This is a genomic window from Achromobacter sp. HZ01, from assembly GCF_003267925.1.
Classification (GTDB): Bacteria; Pseudomonadota; Gammaproteobacteria; order Burkholderiales; family Burkholderiaceae_B; genus Achromobacter; species Achromobacter pulmonis_A.
This window is the reverse complement of sequence record NZ_LWKV01000001.1, coordinates 1,350,955-1,372,368: the sequence shown is the minus strand read 5'-3', so window position 1 is coordinate 1,372,368 and position 21,414 is coordinate 1,350,955. Positions and strand designations below refer to the sequence as shown.

The following is a 21,414-nucleotide window of genomic DNA, read 5'->3' as shown; positions in this document are numbered from 1 at the left end:
TAGCCAGAGGAGAGAGCCGGATGAACACCACGATCTATGCCGCACGCAGCATCCTGACGATGAACCCGGCGCAGCCGCGCGCCACCCACGTCGCCGTGCGCGACGGCCGCATCCTCGGGGTGGGCACCAAGGAGTCGCTGGCCGGCTGGGGGCCGGCCCGGCTGGACGAGCGCTATGCCGGCCAGGTGCTCATGCCGGGGCTGGTGGAAGGCCATTGCCACCTGCCCGAAGGCGGCATGTGGAAGTTCGTCTACGTCGGCTTCTATGACCGGCGCGGGCCCGACGGTCGGCTGTGGGAAGGGCTCAAGAGCTTCGAGGCGGTCGCCGCGCGGCTGCGCGAGGCCGAGCGCGCGCTGGCCCCGGACGCCACGCTGATCGGCTGGGGCTTCGATCCCATCTTCTTCGAAGGCCGGCGCATGGACGTGCGCGACCTGGACGCCGTTTCGGCGCAACGGCCGGTCGTGGTCATGCACGCCAGCATGCACCTGATGAACGTCAACACGCCCATGCTGGCGCGCGCCGGCATCGACCGCGACACCGACATCGAAGGCATCACCCGCATGGACGACGGCCAGCCCAGCGGCGAGCTGTGCGAATTCGCCGCCATGTTCCCGGTGATGCGCCTGATCGGCAGCCCGTTTCGCACGCTGGGCGTGTCGGAAGAGGGGCTGCGCATGTTCGGCCAGGTGGCGAAATGGGCCGGCGTGACCACCGCCACCGACCTCGTCAACGAGCTGACCGAGGAGGGCGCCGCGGCGCTGGCGCGCGTGACCGCGGAGCCGGACTATCCGGTGCGCATCGTGCCGGCGGCCTCGGCCCTGACCTACGCCGGCGATCCGGCGGGCTGCCTGGCCCGGCTGGAGCGGGCGCGCGCGCAGAACCACGACAAGCTGCATTTCGGCATGGTCAAGCTGGTGGTGGACGGCTCGATCCAGGGCTTTACCGCCCGGGTGCGCTGGCCGGGCTATTACAACGGCGCGCCCAATGGCATCTGGGTCACCGCGCCGGCGGAACTGGACGCGCTGGTGCAGACCTATCACGACGCCGGCGCGCAGCTGCACATCCATACCAACGGCGACGAGGCCACGCAGCTGGCCATCGAGGCGGTGGACCGGGCGCTGCGCCGCAATCCGCGGCGCGACCACCGCCACACGCTGCAGCACTGCCAGATGGCCGACGCCGCGCAGTTCCGGCGCATGGCCAGCCTGGGCATGTGCGCCAACCTCTTCGCCAATCACATCTACTACTGGGGCGACGCCCACTACGCGCTGACCATGGGCCCGGACCGCGCCAACCGCATGGACGCCTGCGCCACCGCGGCGCGCGCCGGCGTGCCGTTCGCGATCCACTCGGACGCGCCGATCACGCCGCTGGGGCCGCTGTTCACCGCGTGGTGCGCCGTCAACCGGCAGACCGCCTCCGGCCGGGTGCTGGGCGAATCCGAACGCATCGGCGTGGACGCGGCGCTGCATGCGGTGACGCTGGGCGCGGCCTACACCCTGCACCTGGATCATCTGGTCGGTTCGATCGAAGTCGGCAAGTACGCCGATTTCTGCGTGCTGGAGGACGATCCGCTGAGCGTGCCGGCCGACGGCCTGAAGGACCTGAAGGTGGCGGGCACCGTCATTGGCGGGGTGCCGCTGGCCTTGCAGGAAGGCTGATGGCCGCGCGCATCGCGCTCACGGTGGTGGGCGGCTTCCTGGGCGCGGGCAAGACCACGCTGCTCAACCACGTGCTGGCCGACAGCCGCCGGCGCGCGGCGGTGCTGGTCAATGACTTCGGCCCGGTCGACATCGACGCGGGCCTGATCGCCCAGCGCGCCGACGAGGTCATCCGGCTGGCCAACGGCTGCGTCTGCTGTTCGATGGCCGGCGGGCTGGACGACGCGCTGGCGCGCGTGCTGGCGCTGGACCCCTTGCCCGAATGGATCGTGATCGAGGCCAGCGGCGTGTCCGACCCGGCCCGCATCGCCCAGGTCGGCATGAGCGATCCGATGCTGCAGCTCGAAAGCGTGGTGGTGGTGGCCGACGCCGCCCACGTGCGGACGCTGGCCGCCGATCCGCTGCTGGCAGACACGCTGGAACGCCAGCTGCGCGCCGCCGACCTGCTGGTGCTGAACAAGACCGACCTGGCGCCGCCGCGGGAACGCGAGGCGCTGCGCGCCTGGCTGGACCGCATGACGGGCGGCGCCCCGCTCATCGAGGCCTGCGAAGGACGCGTGGACCTGCGCTATCTGCTGGGCGATAGCGCCGCCGCGCCGGCGCAGGGCCATGCCTGCGCGGGCTCGGGCTGCAGCCATCCGGCGCACCATCACGAGGACCCGGCGCATCCGTTCGAAAGCTGGCTGTGGCCCGCGCCGGCCTTGCTGAACGCCGACCGGCTGGCCGAACGGCTCAGGCAGACGCCGCGCCAGCTGCTGCGCGCCAAGGGCTGGGTGCGCACGGACCGGCACGGACTGGTGCTGGTGCAGCTGGCGGGGCGCCGGGTGCGCTACGACACGCGGGCGAGTCCGCCGACAGAGGCGCCGCCGCAGGGGCTGGTGATGATAGGGCTGTGCGGGGCGCTCGACCGGGACGCGTTGGCGGCGTGGCTGGCTGCGGCGGGTGTGGGGAGGTGATGGGTTTCGCGCGTTCGATATTTGAGCTCTTGCATAAGGGATCGCGCGCTGCACCCATCCTACGACCCGGCAACGTCGGATGGGTGCAGCGCGAGATTCCTTGCGCAAGCATTCGGCTATAGCGCGCGCGAAACCCATCGGTCCGCCCCAGATTCTGGTGCAAGCGATTTTCCGTTTCTGGTTCTAGACCCTGTCCCGGCGCTCACTTACCTTGGCTCATGAGCACTGGCGCGCCGTGCGCCGGCGCATACCGGAGGGTCGCAATGCACAACACCGTCACCGAGGAAATGCTGGCCGACTTCGCGGCTGCCTGGAACCGCCACGATATCGACGCCCTGATGTCCTTCATGAGCGAGGACTGCGTGTTCGAAACCGTGGGCGGGCCCGAGCAGTGGGGCACGCGGCATTCGGGGCGCGAGGCGGTGCGCGCCGCCTTCGCCGCGGCCTGGGCCGCCTTTCCCGACGCGCAATGGCGCAACGGCAGGCACTGGGTCGCGGGGGATCGCGGCGTGTCCGAATCGACCTTCACCGGCACCGCGGCCGACGGGTCGCGGGTGGAGGCGGACATGGTCGACGTCTTCACCTTCCAGGACGGCAAGATCCGCGTGAAGAACGCGTTCCGCAAGCAGCGGCCGGCCCTGCCGGCGCGTTCCTGACCGTCGGCTCGCATCCGTCAGCCATGCATCCAACAACCGGAAGCCGCAGCATGGATACCCAAATGTCCTTCGAATCCGCAGGTCCGGCCCGCCCGGGCGGCGCGGCCATCAACGCCTATAACCCGGCCTACGATCCGCTGGTCTCGCCGCCGGGGCGCGGGCAGGACTACGCGCCCACCTACTGGGTCGCGACGGCGGGCGAGCCGCCCGCCGACGACGGCCCGGTCGACGGCGATATGGAGGCCGACGTGGTCATCGTCGGTTCGGGCTTCACGGGCCTGTCCGCGGCGCTGACGCTGGCGCGCGACTTCGGCGTCAAGGCGGTGGTGCTGGAGGCCAACCGCGTGGTCTGGGGCTGCACCAGCCGCAACGGCGGCCAGGGCCAGAACGCCTCGGGCCGGCTGTACCGCTCGCAGTGGATCGCGCGCTGGGGCCTGGACACCGCCAAGCGCCTGGACGCCGAGATCCGCGACGGCTTCGAGTACTGGAAGAGCCTGGTCGCGCAGGTCGATTGCGACGCGCAGCCGGGCGGGCACCTGTACACCGCGCACCGCCAGAAGAAAATGGCGTTCCTGCAGAACGAGGCGCGCGTGATGCGCGAAGTGTTCGGCTACGACACGAAGATGCTGGGCAAGGCGGAACTGCGCGAGCGCTACATCGACGACCACGAGGCGGTGGGCGCCATGCACGAGCCCGACGGCGTGGGCGTGCATCCGCTCAAGCTCGCCTACGGTTATCTGCGGCAGGCGCGCGCGCTGGGCGTGCGCGTTCATCCGGGCAGCCCGGTGCTGGGCTGGCGCGCGGAAAACGGCCGGGTGCGGCTGCAGACGCCGGGCGGCGTGGTGCGCGCGCGGCGGGTGGCGTTCGCCACCGGCGGCTACACCGCGCAGGGCGTCAACCGGCTGCTGGACAACCGCATCATGCCGGTGCTGTCGAACTCGCTGGTCACGCGCGTGTTGTCGCCCGCCGAGCGCGAGGCCGCCGGCCTGAAGAGCACGGTGTTCATCACCGACACGCGCACGCTGCGTTTCTATTACCGCCTGCTGCCGGACGGCCGCATGCAGATAGGCAGCCGCAGCGCGCTGCGCGGCGCGGATGCGCAGCATCCCCGCCACCTGGCCTTGCTGCGCGAGGGGCTGGCGCGCAAGTTTCCCGCGCTCAAAGGGATAGAGGTGGCGTATTCGTGGTGGGGCTGGGTGGACGTCAGCCACGACATGATGCCGCGGGTCACGCAGCCCGATCCGGCCCAGCCGGTGTATTACGCGTTCGGCTATGGCGGCAATGGCGTGGCGTTCTCGGCGCAGGCCGGCCGGCGGCTGGCGCAGCGCATGATGGGCCATGACGACCAGGCCTGGAACCTGCCCATCTACGACACTCCCTTGCCGGGACATCCGTTCGCGCCGTTCCGGCGGCTGGGCCAGGGGCTGCTGTACCGGTGGTACTACTTACGAGACGAACTGCTCTAGGGCGCTGAGGGCGGGGCCGGCCGGTTGCCGGCTTTCGGCCTGCGCGCGGTAGCGGGCCACCACCCTGGCCAGCCTGGCGATGCCCGGCTCGATGTGTTCCGGGCGGATGGACGTGAACCCCACGCGCAGGAAGTTGCGCGGCGCGCTGGCGCCGTCCATGAAGAACACGTCGCCCGGCTCGACCACCACGCCTTCGGCCAGCGCCGCCTCGGACAGCTCGGCGGCGTCCAGCCAGGGCGGGCCTTGCAGCCAGCACGAGGACGATCCGGTGATGGGGATGGCCTTGAAGTCGGGCAGGTGCTGCGCCAGCGCGCGCGCCAGCTCCTGGCCGCGCTTCTGGTAGGCCTGGGACTGCCGGCGCAGCAGCGCGTGGTGATGGCCCAGCGAGATGAACAGCGAGAACGCCCGCTGGATATAGGCCGACGGGTGGCGCAGCATCAGCCGGCGCAGCGCGCGCAGCTCGGCCGTGAGTTCGCGCGGGGCCACGATATAGCCGATGCGCAGGCCGGGCGCGAAGGACTTGGCCAGGCTGCCCACGTAGATCACGCGGCCGTCGCGGTCCAGGCTCTTGAGCGCCGGGATGGCGCCTTCGCCCCAGCGGGTCTCGCTTTCGAAGTCGTCCTCGATGATCAGGCTGTCGGCCTGGCGCGCCAGCGCCAGCAGGGCCTGCCGGCGTTCGGGCGCGAGCGTGACCGTGGTGGGGCACTGGTGGCCGGGCGTGACGAACAGGTAGTCGCAGCCCAGCAGGTGCGTGCCGGTGCGCAGGCCCTGTTCGTCCACCGGCATGGGCAGCAGGTGGCGCGTGTGGCTGGCGAAGATGTTGCGGGCGTCGGGGTAGCCGGGATCTTCCATGCCGACCACCGTGTCCTCGTTGACCAGCAGGTCGGCCAGCAGGTAGAGCGCGTGCTGCGCGCCCACGGTGATGACGATTTCCTCGGCGTCGGCCCATACGCCGCGGCGCGGCAGCACCTGGGTGCGGATCTGCTCGATCAGCGCCGGGTCGTCATGGGTGATGAGGTCGGGCGCCCAGCTGCGGATGTCCAGGACCGACAGGGCCTTGATGCAGCATTCGCGCCATTCGGCGGTGGGGAACAGGTCCTGGTCGAATTGCGCGTAGACGAAAGGGTAGGGCTGCTTCTGCCAGTCGCGCGGCTTGCTGATGTTGCGCTGGCGCGAGGGGCGGAAGCGCAGCCGTTCGTTCCAGCGCACGGCGGGCGCGCCGCCGGCCGGCGGCGCGGGATCGGAGGCGGGGCCGGAATGCCCCTGCATGACGGTCTCGCTGACGAAATGGCCGCTGCGCTCGCGCGAGACGAGGTAGCCTTCGCTGACCAGCTGCTGGTAGGCGAAGACGACGGTGTTGCGCGCGATCCGCAACTGGTCGGCGAGATGGCGGCTGGACGGCACCGGCGTGCCGGGCGGCAGGTGGCCGCTGAGGATGGCGGACACTAGCATCTGGCGCACGCAGCCTTGCAGGCTGAGGTTGGGCGCGCTTTCGCGTTCGAACAGGCGCTCCCACAACACGGGCTTGAGCATCGAGGCCTGGCTGGACATGAGGGCTCCCCCTTGGGTGGACCGCGGGGACGGCGCTGCGTCCCCGGGGCTGCCACTGAGAATAGAGGAGCGGGGTTGGCGAAGGAATGAGGGATTGCCCGGGCGGCGATCAGACCCGTCCCTTCCAGGGTATGGCGAACTTTTCGAGGTAGCGCACCAGCAGGTCGAAGGCGAAGGCGAACACCCCGATCACGATGATGCCCATGATGACCGTGTCGCTGGCCAGGAACTGGGCGGCGTTGAGCACCATGAAGCCCAGGCCGCGATCGGCGGCCACCATTTCGGCGGCGACCAGCGTGGTCCAGCCCACCCCGATGCCGATGCGCATGCCGGTGAAGATTTCGGGCATGGCGGCCTTCAGGATCACGTGCCGGACGATCTGCGCGCGCGAGCCGCCCATGGCGTAGGCCGCGTGGATCTGCTCGATGGACACCGAGCGCACGCCGGCGCGCGCGGCGATCGCCATGGGCGCGAAGATGGCCAGGTAGATCAGCAGGATCTTGGGGAATTCGCCGATGCCGAACCAGATGATGATCAGCGGCAGGTAGGCCAGCGGCGGCAGCGGGCGGTAGAACTCGATGGGCGGGTCGAATATGCCGCGGGCGTAGCGGTTCACGCCCATCAGGATGCCGACCGGGATGGCGGTGGCGCAGGCCAGGAAAAAGGCGCCGAAGACCCGCGACAGGCTGGCCAGCGCGTGCTCGGCCAGGGTGGAGTTGGCCACGCCTTCGGTCATGGCGAAGACGAACTTGTCGTAGACCGCCAGGGGCGAGGGCAGGAACAGCGGCCGCACCCAGCCGGCGGCCGTCACCAGGAACCACAGCGCGATCAGCGCCAGGCTGGTCAGCAGGCTGATGTGGCCGCTGTAACCCGCGCCCGGCGCGCCGTACACCATGCCCGGCGTCGCGGGTTTGTGGCCCTTAGGCATGGAGGCCCGGCGACGAGGCGACGGCGCGCTCGTCGCCATAGATGATGCCGAGGACCTGCTCGCGCATGTCGATGAAGTCTGGACTGGATTTGATGCCGCGGCCATCTCGGGTCTCCAGGTAGCGTCGGTTGAAGTCCGGCGTAAAGGTGTGCGTGATCCGGCCCGGGCGCGGCGACATGACGATCAGCCGCGAGCCCAGGAACAGCGCCTCTTCCACGCTGTGCGTGATGAAAAAGAACATCTTGCCGGTCTGACGCCAGATGTCCAGCAGCAGCTCCTGGATGGTTTCGCGCGTCAGCGCGTCCAGCGCCGCCATGGGCTCGTCCATCAGCAGCATGGCGGGGTCGCAGGTCAGGGCGCGCGCGATGCCCACGCGCTGCTGCATGCCGCCGGACAGCTGGTAGATCATGTGGCGGTGGAAGTCCTGCAGCCCGACCAGTTCCAGGTTGCGGCGCGCCCGCGCGCGGCGGGTCTGCTTGTCCACGCCCTGCAGCATCAGGCCGAACTCGGTGTTCTCCAGCACGTTCAGCCAGGGCAGCAGGGCGTGCTTCTGGAACACCACGCCACGGTCCGCGCCGGGGCCGACGATGGGCTTGCCGCCCAGCGTGATCTCGCCCTCGGTCGGCGAAAGAAACCCCGCCAGCAGGCTGAGCAGGGTGGTCTTGCCGCAGCCGGAGGCGCCCAGCGCGACCACGAACTCGCCCGGCTGGATGGTGAGGTTGACGTTCTGCAGCGCGATCACCGGGCCGCTGTCGTGCAGGCCGGGGTAGGTGACGCTGACGCTTTCCGCGCACAGGCGCTGCGCGGCGCTGGGGGATGGCTGGGTCATGCCGGCTCCTGGTTGAACGGCGGGGATGGCTACTTGGCCGCCGCCTTGGCGTACTGGCCGTTGACGTGGGCGCTGTAGTCGTCCAGGCTGCGGTCGATCTGCTTCTGGTCCTTGAGGAACTTGGCGCTGGCCGCGAACGCGCGCGCCGCGCCCGATTCCTTGCCGCCGCCCAGCCACTCGTTGGAAGCCTGCTCCTGCGCGGTGGGAAACACCAGCAGCTTGAGCGCCTCGACCACGTCTTCGGGCTTGCCGCCGATCAGCTTGACCATGCCCTTGACCTGCGGCGAATCGGCCGTCCATTTGGCGCCGTTGGCGCGATAGTCGGCGTAGGACTTGGCCAGCACGGCGGTGAACGCCGCCATGAACTTGGGATGCTTGGCGGCCCAGGCCCGGTCGGCCACGATGCCGTCGAAGGTGGGCACGCTGGCCTTGCCGATCTGTTCCGAGTCCGCAATGATCTTGCCGGTCTTGGCGATCTCGGTGAGCGCCGGCGGCCAGACGTAGGCGGCGTCGATGTCGCCGCGCTGCCAGGCGGCGACGATCTGCGGCGGCTGCATGTTCAAGAGGCGCACCTCGCGCGGGTTGATCTTCCAGACCTGCTCCAGCCCCACCAGCAGGTGGAAGTGCGAGGTGGAGACGAACGGCGTGGCGATGCGCTTGCCCTTCAGGTCGGCCGTGCCGTTGATGCCGGAGCCGTTGCGCGCCACCAGCGCTTCGGACTTGCCGATGTTGTCCAGCACCCAGAAGAGCTCCATGTCCACGCCGCGCGTGGAAGCCGCGGTGATGCCGGTCGAGCCCAGCACGCCGACCGGCACGTTGCCCGAGGCCAGCGCGGTGGAGATGTCGCCGCCGGACGTGAACTGGCGCCAGTCCACCTGGTAGCCCGCCTGCTTGAGCGCGGCGTCGAAGCTGCCGTCGGCGATGGCGGACAGGAATGGGCCGACGATCAGCTGGTATCCGACCACGAGCTTGGTCTGGGCGTATGCGGGAGCGGCCAGCAGCGCGGCGGCCAGGCCGGCCAGGGCGCAGCGGCGGATGAGGCGGGATATCGCGTTCATGGTGATCTCCGTGGGTGAGACCGCGTTCCGGCGCGTCCGGCTACGCCGCGTTGCTGCGGTTTGATGTCAGTTTGCCCGGATGGATTCGGAACGCTAGGACCAGATGGGGAGATCAGTAGGTGCCAAAGAGACGGTGCGTTCAGGTCCGGCTGAATTGCTCGACCAGGAAATCGAGAAAGGCGCGCAGCTTCGGGGCGACATGCTGTCTGGACGGATAGACCGCATAGAGCGTGGTTTCGACCGTGGCCCAGTCTTCGAGCGCCGCCTGCAGCCGCCCCGCTTTCAAATCGTCCTCGACGTAAGGACGAGGCATCAGGCTCAGGCCCAGCCCGCCGCGCAGCGCATCGCGCACGGCCAGGCTGGATGACACGGAGTATTGCCCTTTGACCGCGATGCTTTCGGTGTGGCCGTTCTTGCTGAACTCCCATGCGTCCGCATGCCCCGAAAGGCTGAACCGGATGCAGTTCAGCGCCTTCAGGTCGGCGGGCGCTTGCGGCTTTCCATGCGTCTTGAAATAGGATGGCGCCGCGCACAGCACGTGCGGCATGACCGCCAGCTTTCTGGCGATCAGGCTGGAGTCTTCGAGCTTGTCGCTGCCGCGGACGGCGAGGTCGACACCCTCGCGGATGAGGTCGACCCGCCTGTCGTCCAGATGCAGGTCGAGCCTGAGGTCGGGATGGCGCGCCAGGAATCCGGGGATGGCGGCCGACAGGCGCGTCAGGGTCACGGTCATGGGCGCGCTGACGCGCAGCGTGCCGCTGGGCGCCGCCTTGACCGGGCAGAGGGCCTGGTCCGCTTCGACCAGCGCGTCGAGCCCGCGCGTCACGTGCTCCAGGTAGATCCTGCCTTCTTCGGTCAGGGCCATGCGCCGCGTGGTCCGGTTGATGAGCCGCACGCCCACGTGCGCTTCCAGTTCGGCGATGTTCTTGCTGACGGCCGCGGGCGAGAGTCCGAGCCGGCGCCCGGCCTCGGCGAAGCTGTTGCGTTCCGCCACCTGGCGGAATACCTGCAAGGCGGTCAGGCGGTCCATGGATAATATTCTTTTGGTAAATAATGAATTTGTATTATCGAATATTATCTTTATTGGGTGAACTATGTATATTTTTCCGTAAGCCCCTCAAGAGCAGAACGAAATGATGATCGACGTCCTGGAAATCGCATGAGCACGCGCGGCGCCGATCTGCTGCTGACGGCCGTGGCCCCCGCCATATGGGGCAGCACGTATATCGTCACGACCGAATTCCTGCCCGGCTTTGCGCCGATGACGGTGGCCATGCTGCGCGCGCTGCCGGCCGGGTTGCTGCTGCTCCTGATCGTGCGGCGCCTGCCTGCCGGCATATGGTGGCTGCGCATCTTCGTCCTGGGCGCGCTCAATTTCTCCATCTTCTGGAGCATGCTGTTCATCTCGGCGTACCGCCTTCCGGGCGGCGTCGCCGCAACCGTGGGCGCGGTCCAGCCGCTGATCGTGGTGTTGCTGGCCGCCGTTCTGCTGGGCAGCGCGCTGCGCGCGATAACGGTCGTGGCGGCCATCGCCGGCGCCTTCGGCGTGGCGCTGCTGGTGCTGACGCCGGGCGCCTCGCTCGATGCCGTCGGCGTCGCGGCCGGCCTGGCCGGGGCGGTGTCGATGGCGTTCGGAACGGTGCTGAGCCGCAAGTGGCGGCCGCCGGTGTCGCTGCTCACCTTCACCGCGTGGCAATTGACGGCGGGCGGCCTGCTGCTGGTTCCGGTGGCGCTGCTGTTCGATCCGTCCATGGGGCTGCCGACCGGACGCAACCTGATCGGACTGGCATGGCTGGGGCTGATCGGCGCGGCCCTGACCTATATGCTCTGGTTCCGCGGCATCGCGCGGCTGGAATCGGCCGTCGTGTCCTCGCTGGGCTTTCTCAGCCCGGTCACCGCGGTGCTGCTCGGTTGGCTGTTCCTGGGCCAGACGCTGACCCCGGTTCAGCGCATCGGCGTGGCCCTCGTCATCGGCAGCATCTGGTTCGGCCAGCGCGCCGGCGTCCGGAACCAGACTGGAGGGATGGCTGCGCAGCAGCCGGAACGACGTTAAGCTCGATGCCGTCCACTGAACGGAGGCATCCCCCATGGCCCGCATCGAGTCCGTAGACATTTTCCTGGTCGACCTGCCGCCCAAGACCGTGCGCACCGACGCCGTGCAGAGTTTCGAACGGCAGGAAACCCCAATCGTGCGCATCACCGACAGCGACGGCGCGGTGGGAGTGGGCTACAGCTACACCATCGGCACGGGCGGCTCGGCGGTGGCGCGCCTGCTGGACGAACACCTGGCGCCCATGCTGCCCGGCCGCGAGGCCGAAGACATCGAAGGCCTGTGGCGGGACCTGATGTACCGGGTCCATGCGACCACGGTGGGCGCGCTGACTTCCATCGCGCTGGCCGCCATCGACACCGCGCTATGGGATTTGCGGGCGCGCCGCGCCGGCCTGCCGCTGCACCGGCTGGCCGGCGGGGCCAAGGATCGCATCGCGCTCTACACCACCGAGAGCGGCTGGCTGCACCTGCCCGCGCAGGCCCTGGTCGAGGGCTGCCAGCAGGCGCGGGCCGATGGCCTGCGCGGCGCCAAGCTCAAGGTCGGACGGCCTCACGTATCCGAGGACGTGGCGCGCATCGCGGCGGTGCGCGAGGCGATGGGAGAGGGCTGGGAGATAATGGTGGACGCCAACCAGGGCTTTTCGCTGCCCGAGGCGATACGCCGGGCGCGCGCCTTCGAAGCGCTGGACCTGGCCTGGCTGGAAGAACCGATACATGCCGACGACGTGCACGCGCATCGGCGCCTGTCGGAGTCCACCGGCCTGCCCATCGCGGTGGGCGAGTCGCTCTACAGCCTGTCGCAGTTCAAGGACTATCTGCATAGCGGCGCGTGCTCGGTGGTGCAGGTGGACGTGGGACGGATCGGCGGCATTACGCCGTGGCTGAAAGTGGCGCACCTGGCCGAAGCCTACAACGTGCCGGTCTGCCCGCACTTCCTGATGGAAATCCACGTGGCGCTGTGTTGCGCCGTGCCCAACAGCCGCTGGCTGGAATACATCCCGCAGCTGGACCTGATTACCGAGTCGCGCCTGCGGATCGAGGACGGCCACGCGCTGCCGTCGCAGGAGCCGGGGCTGGGGATTGCGTGGGACTGGGCCGCGATCGAGCGGCTGGCGGGGTCTCGCAGCCGGCACGGGTGATTGGCGGCCGGGGCCGCCCGATGGGTTGCGCGCGCTCGCGGTTCTCTTTCTTGCCTATGGTTTCTCGCGCTGCACCCATCCTACCGGATCAGGCTGAGGAATTCCGCGCGGGTCGAGGGGTTGTCGTGGAACTCGCCCAGCATCACGGACGTGACCATGGACGAATTCTGTTTTTCGACCCCGCGCATCATCATGCACATGTGCTGGGCCTCGATCACCACGGCCACGCCGGCGGCGCCGGTGACCGACTGTACGGCCTCGGCCACCTGGCGGCTGAGGTTTTCCTGGATCTGCAGGCGGCGCGCGTACATCTCGACGATGCGCGCCACCTTGGACAGGCCCAGCACCTTGCCGTTGGGCAGGTAGGCCACGTGCGCCTTGCCGATGAAGGGCAGCATGTGGTGCTCGCACAGCGAATACAGCTCGATGTTCTTGACCAGCACGATCTCGCGCGTGTCGGAGGTGAACAGCGCGCCGTTGACGATCTCTTCCAGGTTCTGGCCGTAGCCGCGGCACAGGTGGCGCATGGCCTTGGCGGCACGCGCCGGCGTATCGGCCAGCCCTTCGCGGGACGGATCTTCCCCCAGCTGTTCGAGTATGGCGGTGTAGTGTTGTTCCAATGACATGGGGGACTCCTGGATGCTGCGGCGTTTTGCTGTTGCTCTGGGACGCAAGTCTACCTCAGGGTCAGACCCCTCGGTTCTCTACGGCGTATTTGATGAGCTCGGCCTGACCGTCTATGCCGAGTTTGCGCTTGATGTTCAGCCGGTGCGTTTCCACCGTGCGCACCGACAGGCCGAGGTCGTGGGCGATCTGCTTGTTGGCGTGGCCGCTGGCGATGTGGCGCAGCACGTCGCGTTCGCGCTGGGTCAGCAGGGTGGCCGGCGCGCTGGCCTGGGACAGGCGCAGCGCGACGGCGGCGCTGAAGTAGCTGCGCCCGGCCATGACGGCCTCGATGGCGGTGACGATTTCGTGCGCCGGCTCGTCCTTGAGCAGATAGCCGCGCGCGCCCGCCTTGACGGCCTGCACCATGTATTCGGGGTTGTCGTGCATCGACAGCACCAGCACGGCGATCTGCGGGTAGCGCTCGTGCAGTTCGGCGGTCAGTTCCAGGCCGCCGACGCCGGGCATGTTCAGGTCCATCAGCGCCAGGTGCGGCAGCGTGCCGCCCTGCGGGTCCTCGGCCATACAGGCGCCCAGGAAGGCGCGGGCCGCGGCGGCGTTGCCGGCCTCGCCGACCACGCGCAGGTGCGGCACGGTCTCCAGGCGCAGGCGCAGTCCGTCGCGCACCAGCGGATGGTCGTCGATCAGCAGGAGTCGGACAGGGGCGGGCTTGGCGGTCATGCTTGGGGCTCCGGAGCGGAGACGGCAGGCGGCAGGGGCAGCCAGGCCTGCAGGATCGTGCCGTGGGCGGTGGATCGGAAAGTCAGGTTACCCGATAGCGCATTCATGCGTTCGCGCATGTTGCGCAGGCCGATGCCGCGGCGCGGGTCCTGCTGCACTTCGTCGTAGTCGAAGCCGCGGCCGTCGTCGGCGATGGTCAGGCGCAGGTCGCGTTCGGAATAGGCCAGGGTCATGTCGGCACGGGTCGCGCCGGCGTGGCGGATGACGTTGGTCAGCGCTTCCTGGGTCACGCGGAACAGGGCGGTGGCGTAGGCTTCGGGCAGCTTGACCGGACGGCCGGTGGTGTGCAGGCGCACGGCCAGCGGCGGCGCGCCGTCCGGGCTGGGGATGGCGAACTCGCGGCCCAGGTGTTCGAGCGCGGCCGGCAGGCCCAGGTCGTCGAGCAGGGTGGGGCGCAGGTTGTGCGAAATCCGGCGCACTTCGCCCACGGCGGTGTTCAGGCGCTCCAGCGCGCCGCCCAGCGGACCGTCGATGTGGGCCAGCGCGCCGGCGTCGGCCGGCAGCGACTGGCGCAGCCGTTCGCGCGCGGCTTCCAGCGACAGCTTGCTCGACACCAGCACCTGGCTGATGCCGTCATGCAGCTCGCGCGACAGGCGGGCGCGTTCGTCCTCCTGGGTGCGCACCAGCTGCCGCGCCATCAGGCGCAGCTTGGCGTCGGACTGGCGGTGGTCGCTGATGTTCAGGGCCAGGCCGCAGGCGGCCACGCCCAGGATGGAGACGGCGGCGATGCCGGCCACCCAGGTGAACATATTGATGATGTTGGCCTGCGCCGCCGCGTCGATGCGCTCCAGCGCCTGTTCCACGTCGTCCAGGTAGATGCCGGTGCCCAGCATCCAGCCCCAGCGCTCCAGCACCACGACGTAGCCCAGCTTTTCCTCGGTCTGGTGGGTGGAGGGCTTTTCCCACAGATAGCGCACCGCCTCGCCTTCCTGGCCGCTGCGGCGGGCGGCGGTCAGCAGGTTCTGGATCACGGGCTGGCCGTGGGTGTCGCGCAGGTTCCACAGGTCCTGGCCCACCAGTTCCGGCTGGCGCGGGTGCATCAGGTTGCGGCCGTGCAGGTCATAGACGAAGAAATAGCCGTCGTGGCCGAATTCCATCTGCGCCAGCAGGTCCAGCGCGCGCTGGCGCGTGGCCTCGTCGTCGGACAGGGCCTGCAGCGGGGCGATGGCGCTATAGGCCAGGTTCACGTAGTGGCGCAACTCGCCTTCCTTGCTCGCCAGCCAGGCGTTCTCGACCACCTGTTTCTCGCGCTGGGCCAGTTGCAGGCCCTGCACGTAGACGGCGACCGTGATGGCGGCCAGCGCCACCAGCAGGGGCACGGCCGCCAGCAGCAGGATTTTCAGGCGCAGCTTCATAGGGATTTGTATCAGCGCGGATTCGCTTGTTGCGATGCAATATCGCGTGGGCCCCGATGGAGGAACGTTCGGGGCATGCCGCAGATTTTACGATTTCCGGAAAATTATGTTGCGGCGCATTGCGTAGTAATACGTAGCGGGCTTGCGTAGTTCCGCGCTTGTTGCTGCCGGGGCAAAACGAAATACTAGCGTCCGCGCTTACCGGGCGCAGTGTGGACGCGTGCGTCCGCCACCCCACAACAATGAGTCTGCCTTCCGCGGGACGACAACAGCGTTTCCACGCCAAGAGCATGGCGGGAGGCAAGAGGAGCAGTTATGCAAACCAGCAGTAAAGGACTGGGTCAACACCTGGTCTGGCTGGCGGTTGCGGTGCTGGGCGCGTTCGCGCTGGGCACCGTGGCGCTGGCCAGAGGGGAGACCATCAACGCGCTATGGGTGGTGATCGCCGCCGTCTGCGTCTATCTGATCGCGTATCGCTACTACAGCCGATTCATCGCCAACAAGGTCTTCCAGCTGGACCCCACGCGCATGACCCCGGCCTGGAAGTACAACGACGGCCTGGACTACGTGCCGACCAACAAGCACGTGCTGTTCGGCCACCACTTCGCCGCGATCGCCGGCGCCGGTCCGCTGGTCGGCCCGGTGCTGGCCGCGCAGATGGGTTATCTGCCGGGCATGCTGTGGATCCTGGCCGGCGTGGTGTTCGCCGGCGCGGTGCAGGATTTCACCATCCTCTTCATCTCGACCCGCCGTGACGGCCGCTCGCTGGGCGACCTGGTCAAGTCCGAACTGGGCAAGGTCCCGGGCGTGATCGCGCTGTTCGGCGCCTTCATGATCATGGTCATCATCCTGGCGGTGCTGGCGCTGATCGTGGTCAAGGCCCTGACGCACTCGCCCTGGGGCACGTTCACCGTGGCCGCGACCATCCCCATCGCGCTGTTCATGGGCGTGTACCTGCGCTATATCCGTCCGGGCAAGATCGGCGAAGTCTCCATCATCGGCTTCGTGGGCCTGATGGCCGCCATCACCTTCGGCCAGGACGTGGCCGCGCACCCGGTGATCGGCCCGATGTTCGACTTCGACGGCAAGGGCCTGACCTGGATCCTGATCATCTACGGCTTCATCGCCTCGGTGCTGCCGGTGTGGCTGCTGCTGGCGCCGCGCGACTACCTGTCGACCTTCCTGAAGATCGGCACCATCGTCGGCCTGGCCATCGGCATCGTGGTGGTTGCGCCCGAACTGAAGATGCCCGCGCTGACGCAGTTCGTCGACGGCACCGGTCCGGTGTGGTCGGGCAACCTGTTCCCGTTCCTCTTCATCACGATCGCCTGCGGCGCCGTGTCGGGCTTCCACGCCCTGATCTCCTCGGGCACCACGCCCAAGCTGATCGAGAACGAAACCCAGGCCCGCTACATCGGCTACGGCGGCATGCTGATGGAATCCTTCGTGGCCATCATGGCCCTGGTGGCGGCCTGCGTGATCGAGCCGGGCATCTACTACGCCATGAACAGCCCGGCCGCGGTCATCGGCACCACGCCGGACCAGGTCGCCCAGGTGGTTTCGAGCTGGGGCTTCGTGGTGACGCCGGCCGACCTGGTGCAGACCGCCAAGGACGTGGGCGAAAGCACCATCATCTCGCGCGCCGGCGGCGCGCCCACGCTGGCCGTCGGCATGGCGCACATCCTGCACCAGGCCCTGGGCGGCCCGAGCATGATGGCGTTCTGGTATCACTTCGCCATCCTGTTCGAAGCCTTGTTCATCCTGACGGCCGTCGACGCCGGCACGCGCGCGGGCCGCTTCATGCTGCAGGACCTGCTGGGCACCTTCGCGCCCTCGCTCAAGCGCACCGACTCGCTGCCCGCCAACCTGATCGCCACCGGCCTGTGCGTACTGGCCTGGGGCTACTTCCTGTACCAGGGCGTGGTCGATCCGCTGGGCGGCATCAACACGCTGTGGCCGCTGTTCGGCATCGCCAACCAGATGCTGGCCGCGGTGGCGCTGACGCTGGGCACCGTGGTGCTGTTCAAGATGAAGCGCGACCGCTATGCGTGGGTCACCGTGCTGCCGACGATCTGGCTGCTGGCGTGCACGCTGACGGCCGGCTGGCAGAAGATCTTCGACGCCGATCCGCGCGTCAGCTTCCTGGCGCACGCCGCCAAATACAACGCGGCGATCGCCGAAGGCAAGGTCCTGGCCCCGGCCAAGTCGCTGGCGGAGATGTCCCGCGTGGTGTTCAACGACTACATCAACGCCGGCCTGTGCGGTATCTTCATCTTCGTCGTGGTGAGCATTCTGGTGTTCGGCCTGCGTTCGGTGCAGCGCGCGCGCAACGAGAACAAGCCCACCGCCCGCGAAACCCCGTACGAGACGCTGCCCGCCGGCGCCGGCGCGGATTGAGCAGGAGAGCCGCATGCTGTTCGCCAACATGAGCTCGGCCGCCGGCGCGGCCGGCCGCTACCTGGGGCAGACGCTCCGGCTGATGGTGGGGGTGCCCGACTACGAGACCTACGTCGAGCACGTGCGGCGCACCCATCCCGACCGGGAGCCGATGAGCTACGAAGAGTTCTTCCGCGAGCGCCAGGACGCGCGCTACGGCGGCAAGAAACGCATCGGCTGCTGCTGACGCCAAAAGGCCTCGCCACCCCCGGCGAGGCCTTTTTTCTTGGCACTCAGAACGAGGCCGTGAGGCTGGCGTAATAGGCGCGGCCGGGTTCGTTGTAGGTGGCCGCGCCGGCCTCGACCGCGTTGCCTTCGCGGTAGCGCTTCTTGTCCAGCAGGTTGCTCACGCCCACGCGCAGCCGCAGGTTGCGGTTGAACGCGTAGCCGGCGCTCAGGCCCACCAGGGCGTAGGGGCTGACGCCTTGCAGCCCGCGGTCCGTGATCGCCTCGCCGCGGCGCGGGTTCAGGGTCGGGCCTTGCTGCCGGCCGTAGTAGGTCAGGTTGGCCTGCAGCGAAAGCCGTTCGGTGGCGTACCAGTCCAGCGTGGAATTGACGGTGTATTTCGGGATCACGCTCAGCGGCTGGCCGTCGTCCTTGCTTTCGCTGCGGATCATGTAGGTGAAGTTGGTGTTCCAGTCCAGGTCCGGCGCCAGGGCGATGAACAGATTGCCTTCCACGCCCTCGACCACCGCCTTGCCGGCGTTGCTCCATTGCAGCACGCGCGCGCCGTTGGCCAGGCGGTAGGCGATGTCGGTGCCGGCGACGATCTTGTTGCGGTAGTCGTTGCGGAAATAGGCCGCGCTCGCGCGCCAGCCGCCCGGGTCGTACTCGAAGCCGATTTCCTTGTTGACGCTGGTCTCGGGCGCCAGATCGCGGTTGCCGACGAGATAGCAGCCGTTGCGGTTGGCCTGCGATACCGGGCAGCCGTAGCCGCGGCTGTACATCAGGTAGTTGGGGTTGGACTGGTACAGGTTGGGCGCCTTGTAGGCGCGCGCGACGCCGCCTTTCAGGCGCAGCGCCGCGGTGAGCTCGTAGGCGGCGTTCAGGCTGGGGCTCCAGTTGCTGCCGAACTTGTCGTTGCGGTCGAACCGCAGGCCCGGCGTCAGCGTGGCGCGCGCGCCGGCCTGGATGTTGTCCTCCAGGAAGAGCGCATAGCTGTTCTGGGCGGTTTTCGGGTCGCGGCCGTCCATGGCCACGCCGCCGATGGCGCCTCCGGTATAGGTCTGGCGCAGGCTGGCGGCGTCTTCCAGCGATTCGCGCAGCCATTCCACGCCTATCGTGGCGACCTGCTCGAAGCCCAGCTCGAACGGCAGGTTCACTTCGCCCACGGCGCTCCAGTTGCGCAGCCGCGACGTGGCCCGGCCCAGGTCCACCGGCATGCCTTCGCCGCCGCCGGCCAGGCCCTCGTTCTGGCGCGCATTGCGCGTGTAGTCGTAGCCCAGCGCGGCGCGCGATGTGCCCCAGTCCCAGACGCCGCGGTGGGTCAGGCCCAGGCTTTCGCGGTAGAGCGCGCTGGTTTCCTTGCCGTACAGGCTGTCGGAGAAGGACGAGGTGCTGTTGAGCATGGTGTCGCCGGCGTACAGATTGCCCTGGCGGCTGAACGCGGCCTCCAGGTCCACCGTGTTGCGGGCATCCGGGCGCCACGAGAACAGCGCGTTCAGGTCCTGGTTGACCACGCCTTCGCGGCCGGCCGATTCCGCCAGGCCGTCGGCGTTGAGCTGCGAGCGCGCGGCGTTGATGTTGCGCGCGTCGGGATTGGTTTTGTTGTAGTTGCCGTAAAGCCGCAGGCTCAGGGTGTCGCTGATCGGGCCGCTCAGGCGGATGCCGACGCGGTTGGTATTGCCTTCGTCGCTGTCCTCGGGCTGGTTCAGGTAGTAGGTGAGCGACCCGCCGAACCGGTCCGCGGGACGCTTGGTGACGATGTTCACCACGCCGCCCATCGCGCCCGAGCCATAGCGCGCGGCGGCCGGTCCGCGCAGCACCTCGATGCGCTCGACTTCCTCGGCCGGCACCCAATTGCTGTCGCCGCGGGTGTCGCGGTCGCCGTTCCAGCCGTAGCGCACCGCATTGCGCGACGTGGCGGGCCGGCCGTCGATCAGGATCAGCGTGTTCTCGGGGCCCATGCCGCGGATGTCGATCTGGCGGCTGTTGCCGCGCGAGCCGCTGGCGCTGTTGCCGGTGAGGTTCACGCCGGGTTCGCGGCGCACGATGTCCGACAGATCGTTGACGGGCGGGCGACGGGCGATCTCGTCGGCCGTGATCACCGAGACGCCGAGCGCTTCCTTGACTTCTTCTTCGGCGGTGCCCAGCACCTGCACGGTCGGCAGTTCCGGGACGGCCTGCGCGGCGGCGATGGTTCCATGCAGGCCGCAAAGCAGCAGGGCGGCGTAGTTCAGACGGTGCACTGACATTTCTCCAAGAGCAGAAAGGCAACCCGGAAGCGGGCGGCCATGTTTTAATTGAGAACGATTGCTATTTGAATTTCGGCGAAATTATGTCAGCGGCTACACGCGCCGGGGTTTGCGGCGCCACCACAAAACTTTGCGGCAGCGCCAACTCCCCAGAATCGGACCAAGAGAAAGCAGGCGGCGTGGGCGGGCCGCAACTGCTGCCGGCGCGCCCGGACGGGTATGGCCGGACGGCCGCGGCGCGTCCGCGCGCCATGCTGGAGGGCTGGTCCGACCTGACGGAACTGGCGCCGGGCTTGGTGCTGAGGCGCCTGGACGTGCGCGATCTGCAGGGCGCGAGCGCGCGCGGCTCGCTGCGGCCGGGCCTGCACATTGCCCTGGTGGTGGGCGGGCGCGTGAACGTGACGCTGGCCGGCCAGCGGCTGGCCCTGGGGCCGCGCCCCGACGGCAAGGTGCTGGGCGTGGCGCTGTCGGTGCGGGAGCCGGACGGTTTCGTGCGCGAATCGTGCCTGGGCGACATCGAGCGCACGGTGCTGCTGAGGCTGGAACACGAATGGATGGACCGCCAGCGGCTTTGCGCCGGACTGCCGGCGCTGCGCAATTTCGCGCAACGCCACATGGCGTTGCGGACCTGGCAGGCTTCGGGGCCGGCGGTCGCGGCGGCGGAGCAGATGCTGCGTCCGCCCGTGATGGCGCCGTCGCTGTGGCGTCTTTACCAGCAGTCGCGCGCGCTGGCCATTCTGGTGGACGCGTTGGAAGGGCTACAGGACGGGGCGGCCGAACACACGCCGGAACTCGGCCAGCGCGAGCGCCTGCGCATGATGGCGCTGCGCGAACTGCTGGACGAGGGCGGCGCCGATGCGCTGTCGCTGGCGCAGATCGCGGCCCGGGCGTGCATCAGCGTCAATACGCTGCAACGCCATTTCCGGGCGATGTGGGGCACCACGGTCGCCCAGTACCTGCGCGAGCGCAAGCTGGCGCGCGCGCGGCTGGCGCTGGAGGTCGATGGCGTCAGCGTGACGCAGGCGGCGTGGCTGGCCGGCTATAACAGCGCGGCCAATTTCGCCACCGCGTTCCGGCGCAGGTTCGGCATGACGCCGGGGCAGGTGCGCGCGCGCCGCCGCTGACGCAGCCGGGCGGCGCGGCGCGCGGGATCAGCGCTTCATGCCGTCCTTGGACATGCCATCCTTGGCCATGCCGTCGTGCGACATGCCGTCCTTGCCCATCTTGTCCTTGGACATCTGGTCCTTGCCCATGGCGTCCTTGCCCATGGCGTCCTTGGACATGCCGTCCTTGCCCATCGCATCCTTGCCCATCTTGTCCTTGGACATCTGGTCCTTGCCCATGCCGTCCTTGGACATGGCGCTGTGGTCGCCGGCTTTCTTGTCCATGGCGTCGGCCGCGAGCGCCGTGGTGGCGGCGCCGAAGGCCAGGCAGATAGCGAATGCTGCGGTAGCGTAAGTCTTCATGGTGTGTTCCTTTTAGAACAGGGGTGGGGGAAAAAATCTTGGC

19 protein-coding genes are annotated in these 21,414 nt (G+C 68.6%); 9 read left to right on the top strand and 10 right to left on the bottom strand.

Annotated features, from left to right (window positions below; genetic code table 11):
• The first annotated feature begins 20 nt into the window (after window positions 1-20).
• The 4 genes from A6B37_RS06365 (at window position 21) to A6B37_RS06350 (ending at window position 4,739) form a co-directional block, all read left to right on the top strand.
• On the top strand, window positions 21-1,661 hold the full coding sequence (locus A6B37_RS06365) for an amidohydrolase (RefSeq protein WP_102771007.1): 1,641 nt from the start codon (window positions 21-23) through the stop codon (window positions 1,659-1,661).
• Window positions 1,661-2,617 (top strand): CobW family GTP-binding protein, encoded by a 957-nt coding sequence (locus A6B37_RS06360; RefSeq protein ID WP_111825245.1) that lies wholly within the window; start codon window positions 1,661-1,663, stop codon window positions 2,615-2,617. The genes A6B37_RS06365 and A6B37_RS06360 overlap by 1 nt, the downstream gene beginning before the upstream one ends.
• 263 nt (window positions 2,618-2,880) lie before the next feature.
• Complete coding sequence (locus tag A6B37_RS06355; RefSeq protein WP_102771009.1) at window positions 2,881-3,273, top strand: nuclear transport factor 2 family protein; 393 nt, start codon at window positions 2,881-2,883, stop codon at window positions 3,271-3,273.
• A gap of 62 nt (window positions 3,274-3,335) precedes the next feature.
• Window positions 3,336-4,739, top strand: a complete 1,404-nt coding sequence (locus tag A6B37_RS06350) for an FAD-binding oxidoreductase (RefSeq protein WP_246842388.1) — start codon at window positions 3,336-3,338, stop codon at window positions 4,737-4,739.
• Here the strand turns inward: A6B37_RS06350 and A6B37_RS06345 are convergent.
• The 5 genes from A6B37_RS06345 to A6B37_RS06325 form a co-directional block, all read right to left on the bottom strand.
• On the bottom strand, window positions 4,719-6,290 hold the full coding sequence (locus tag A6B37_RS06345; RefSeq protein WP_102771011.1) for a PLP-dependent aminotransferase family protein: 1,572 nt from the start codon (window positions 6,288-6,290) through the stop codon (window positions 4,719-4,721). The two genes, A6B37_RS06350 and A6B37_RS06345, sit on opposite strands and share 21 nt — an antisense overlap.
• Window positions 6,291-6,399: 109 nt before the next feature.
• A complete protein-coding gene (locus A6B37_RS06340) occupies window positions 6,400-7,218 on the bottom strand; it encodes an ABC transporter permease subunit (RefSeq protein ID WP_111825244.1) in 819 nt (272 codons plus the stop codon).
• The gene (locus tag A6B37_RS06335) at window positions 7,211-8,047 is read right to left on the bottom strand and encodes a taurine ABC transporter ATP-binding protein (RefSeq protein ID WP_111825243.1); all 837 of its coding nucleotides are present in this window, start codon (window positions 8,045-8,047) and stop codon (window positions 7,211-7,213) included. Before A6B37_RS06335 ends, A6B37_RS06340 begins: the two co-directional genes overlap by 8 nt.
• Before the next feature lie 29 nt (window positions 8,048-8,076).
• Entirely contained in the window at window positions 8,077-9,105 is a 1,029-nt protein-coding gene (gene tauA / locus A6B37_RS06330) for a taurine ABC transporter substrate-binding protein (protein ID WP_111825242.1), read from the bottom strand.
• Between the two features lie 139 nt (window positions 9,106-9,244).
• A complete protein-coding gene (locus tag A6B37_RS06325) occupies window positions 9,245-10,135 on the bottom strand; it encodes a LysR family transcriptional regulator (RefSeq protein WP_111825241.1) in 891 nt (296 codons plus the stop codon).
• A 129-nt stretch (window positions 10,136-10,264) separates the two neighbouring features.
• On the opposite strand from A6B37_RS06325, the gene A6B37_RS06320 reads away from it, so the two are divergent.
• Window positions 10,265-11,158: an EamA family transporter gene (locus A6B37_RS06320; RefSeq protein WP_111825240.1), complete on the top strand. Its 894-nt coding sequence runs from the start codon at window positions 10,265-10,267 to the stop codon at window positions 11,156-11,158.
• A gap of 34 nt (window positions 11,159-11,192) precedes the next feature.
• Complete coding sequence (locus A6B37_RS06315; RefSeq protein ID WP_111825239.1) at window positions 11,193-12,296, top strand: mandelate racemase/muconate lactonizing enzyme family protein; 1,104 nt, start codon at window positions 11,193-11,195, stop codon at window positions 12,294-12,296.
• An 80-nt stretch (window positions 12,297-12,376) separates the two neighbouring features.
• Here the strand turns inward: A6B37_RS06315 and folE are convergent, their stop codons facing one another.
• The 3 genes from folE to A6B37_RS06300 all read right to left on the bottom strand — a co-directional run bounded on the left by folE (window position 12,377) and on the right by A6B37_RS06300 (window position 15,055).
• Window positions 12,377-12,922: a GTP cyclohydrolase I FolE gene (gene folE / locus A6B37_RS06310; protein WP_209166149.1), complete on the bottom strand. Its 546-nt coding sequence runs from the start codon at window positions 12,920-12,922 to the stop codon at window positions 12,377-12,379.
• 61 nt (window positions 12,923-12,983) lie between these two features.
• Window positions 12,984-13,640, bottom strand: coding sequence for a response regulator transcription factor (locus A6B37_RS06305; protein ID WP_102771019.1), 657 nt, complete (start codon window positions 13,638-13,640; stop codon window positions 12,984-12,986).
• A complete protein-coding gene (locus tag A6B37_RS06300; RefSeq protein ID WP_102771020.1) occupies window positions 13,637-15,055 on the bottom strand; it encodes a cache domain-containing protein in 1,419 nt (472 codons plus the stop codon). Before A6B37_RS06300 ends, A6B37_RS06305 begins: the two co-directional genes overlap by 4 nt.
• A gap of 315 nt (window positions 15,056-15,370) precedes the next feature.
• On the opposite strand from A6B37_RS06300, the gene A6B37_RS06295 reads away from it, so the two are divergent.
• A complete protein-coding gene (locus tag A6B37_RS06295; protein ID WP_102771021.1) occupies window positions 15,371-17,452 on the top strand; it encodes a carbon starvation CstA family protein in 2,082 nt (693 codons plus the stop codon).
• A gap of 13 nt (window positions 17,453-17,465) precedes the next feature.
• Window positions 17,466-17,678, top strand: coding sequence for a YbdD/YjiX family protein (locus A6B37_RS06290; RefSeq protein ID WP_102771022.1), 213 nt, complete (start codon window positions 17,466-17,468; stop codon window positions 17,676-17,678).
• A gap of 46 nt (window positions 17,679-17,724) precedes the next feature.
• Here A6B37_RS06290 and A6B37_RS06285 read toward each other — a convergent pair whose 3' ends face one another.
• Window positions 17,725-19,905, bottom strand: a complete 2,181-nt coding sequence (locus tag A6B37_RS06285; protein ID WP_111825238.1) for a FepA family TonB-dependent siderophore receptor — start codon at window positions 19,903-19,905, stop codon at window positions 17,725-17,727.
• Between the two features lie 179 nt (window positions 19,906-20,084).
• Here A6B37_RS06285 and A6B37_RS26200 point away from each other — a divergent pair, with 179 nt between their 5' ends.
• Window positions 20,085-21,029 carry an AraC family transcriptional regulator gene (locus A6B37_RS26200; protein WP_246842387.1) on the top strand — a complete coding sequence of 315 codons (945 nt, stop codon included), beginning with the start codon at window positions 20,085-20,087 and terminating at the stop codon, window positions 21,027-21,029.
• Between the two features lie 27 nt (window positions 21,030-21,056).
• Here the strand turns inward: A6B37_RS26200 and A6B37_RS06275 are convergent, their stop codons facing one another.
• The gene (locus A6B37_RS06275) at window positions 21,057-21,371 is read right to left on the bottom strand and encodes a pentapeptide MXKDX repeat protein (protein ID WP_102771024.1); all 315 of its coding nucleotides are present in this window, start codon (window positions 21,369-21,371) and stop codon (window positions 21,057-21,059) included.
• Between the last annotated feature and the right edge of the window lie 43 nt (window positions 21,372-21,414).

Coding starts and splice junctions, on each gene's coding strand:
- A6B37_RS06335 (WP_111825243.1), bottom strand. CDS start 8,047: ATGACCCAGCCATCCCCCAGCGCCGCGCAGCGCCTGTGCGCGGAAAGC.
- A6B37_RS06320 (WP_111825240.1), top strand. CDS start 10,265: ATGAGCACGCGCGGCGCCGATCTGCTGCTGACGGCCGTGGCCCCCGCC.
- folE (WP_209166149.1), bottom strand. CDS start 12,922: ATGTCATTGGAACAACACTACACCGCCATACTCGAACAGCTGGGGGAA.
- A6B37_RS06300 (WP_102771020.1), bottom strand. CDS start 15,055: ATGAAGCTGCGCCTGAAAATCCTGCTGCTGGCGGCCGTGCCCCTGCTG.
- A6B37_RS06340 (WP_111825244.1), bottom strand. CDS start 7,218: ATGCCTAAGGGCCACAAACCCGCGACGCCGGGCATGGTGTACGGCGCG.
- A6B37_RS06315 (WP_111825239.1), top strand. CDS start 11,193: ATGGCCCGCATCGAGTCCGTAGACATTTTCCTGGTCGACCTGCCGCCC.
- A6B37_RS06355 (WP_102771009.1), top strand. CDS start 2,881: ATGCACAACACCGTCACCGAGGAAATGCTGGCCGACTTCGCGGCTGCC.
- A6B37_RS06365 (WP_102771007.1), top strand. CDS start 21: ATGAACACCACGATCTATGCCGCACGCAGCATCCTGACGATGAACCCG.
- A6B37_RS06295 (WP_102771021.1), top strand. CDS start 15,371: ATGCAAACCAGCAGTAAAGGACTGGGTCAACACCTGGTCTGGCTGGCG.
- tauA (WP_111825242.1), bottom strand. CDS start 9,105: ATGAACGCGATATCCCGCCTCATCCGCCGCTGCGCCCTGGCCGGCCTG.
- A6B37_RS06290 (WP_102771022.1), top strand. CDS start 17,466: ATGCTGTTCGCCAACATGAGCTCGGCCGCCGGCGCGGCCGGCCGCTAC.
- A6B37_RS06325 (WP_111825241.1), bottom strand. CDS start 10,135: ATGGACCGCCTGACCGCCTTGCAGGTATTCCGCCAGGTGGCGGAACGC.
- A6B37_RS06305 (WP_102771019.1), bottom strand. CDS start 13,640: ATGACCGCCAAGCCCGCCCCTGTCCGACTCCTGCTGATCGACGACCAT.
- A6B37_RS06285 (WP_111825238.1), bottom strand. CDS start 19,905: ATGTCAGTGCACCGTCTGAACTACGCCGCCCTGCTGCTTTGCGGCCTG.
- A6B37_RS06350 (WP_246842388.1), top strand. CDS start 3,336: ATGTCCTTCGAATCCGCAGGTCCGGCCCGCCCGGGCGGCGCGGCCATC.
- A6B37_RS06345 (WP_102771011.1), bottom strand. CDS start 6,290: ATGTCCAGCCAGGCCTCGATGCTCAAGCCCGTGTTGTGGGAGCGCCTG.
- A6B37_RS06275 (WP_102771024.1), bottom strand. CDS start 21,371: ATGAAGACTTACGCTACCGCAGCATTCGCTATCTGCCTGGCCTTCGGC.
- A6B37_RS06360 (WP_111825245.1), top strand. CDS start 1,661: ATGGCCGCGCGCATCGCGCTCACGGTGGTGGGCGGCTTCCTGGGCGCG.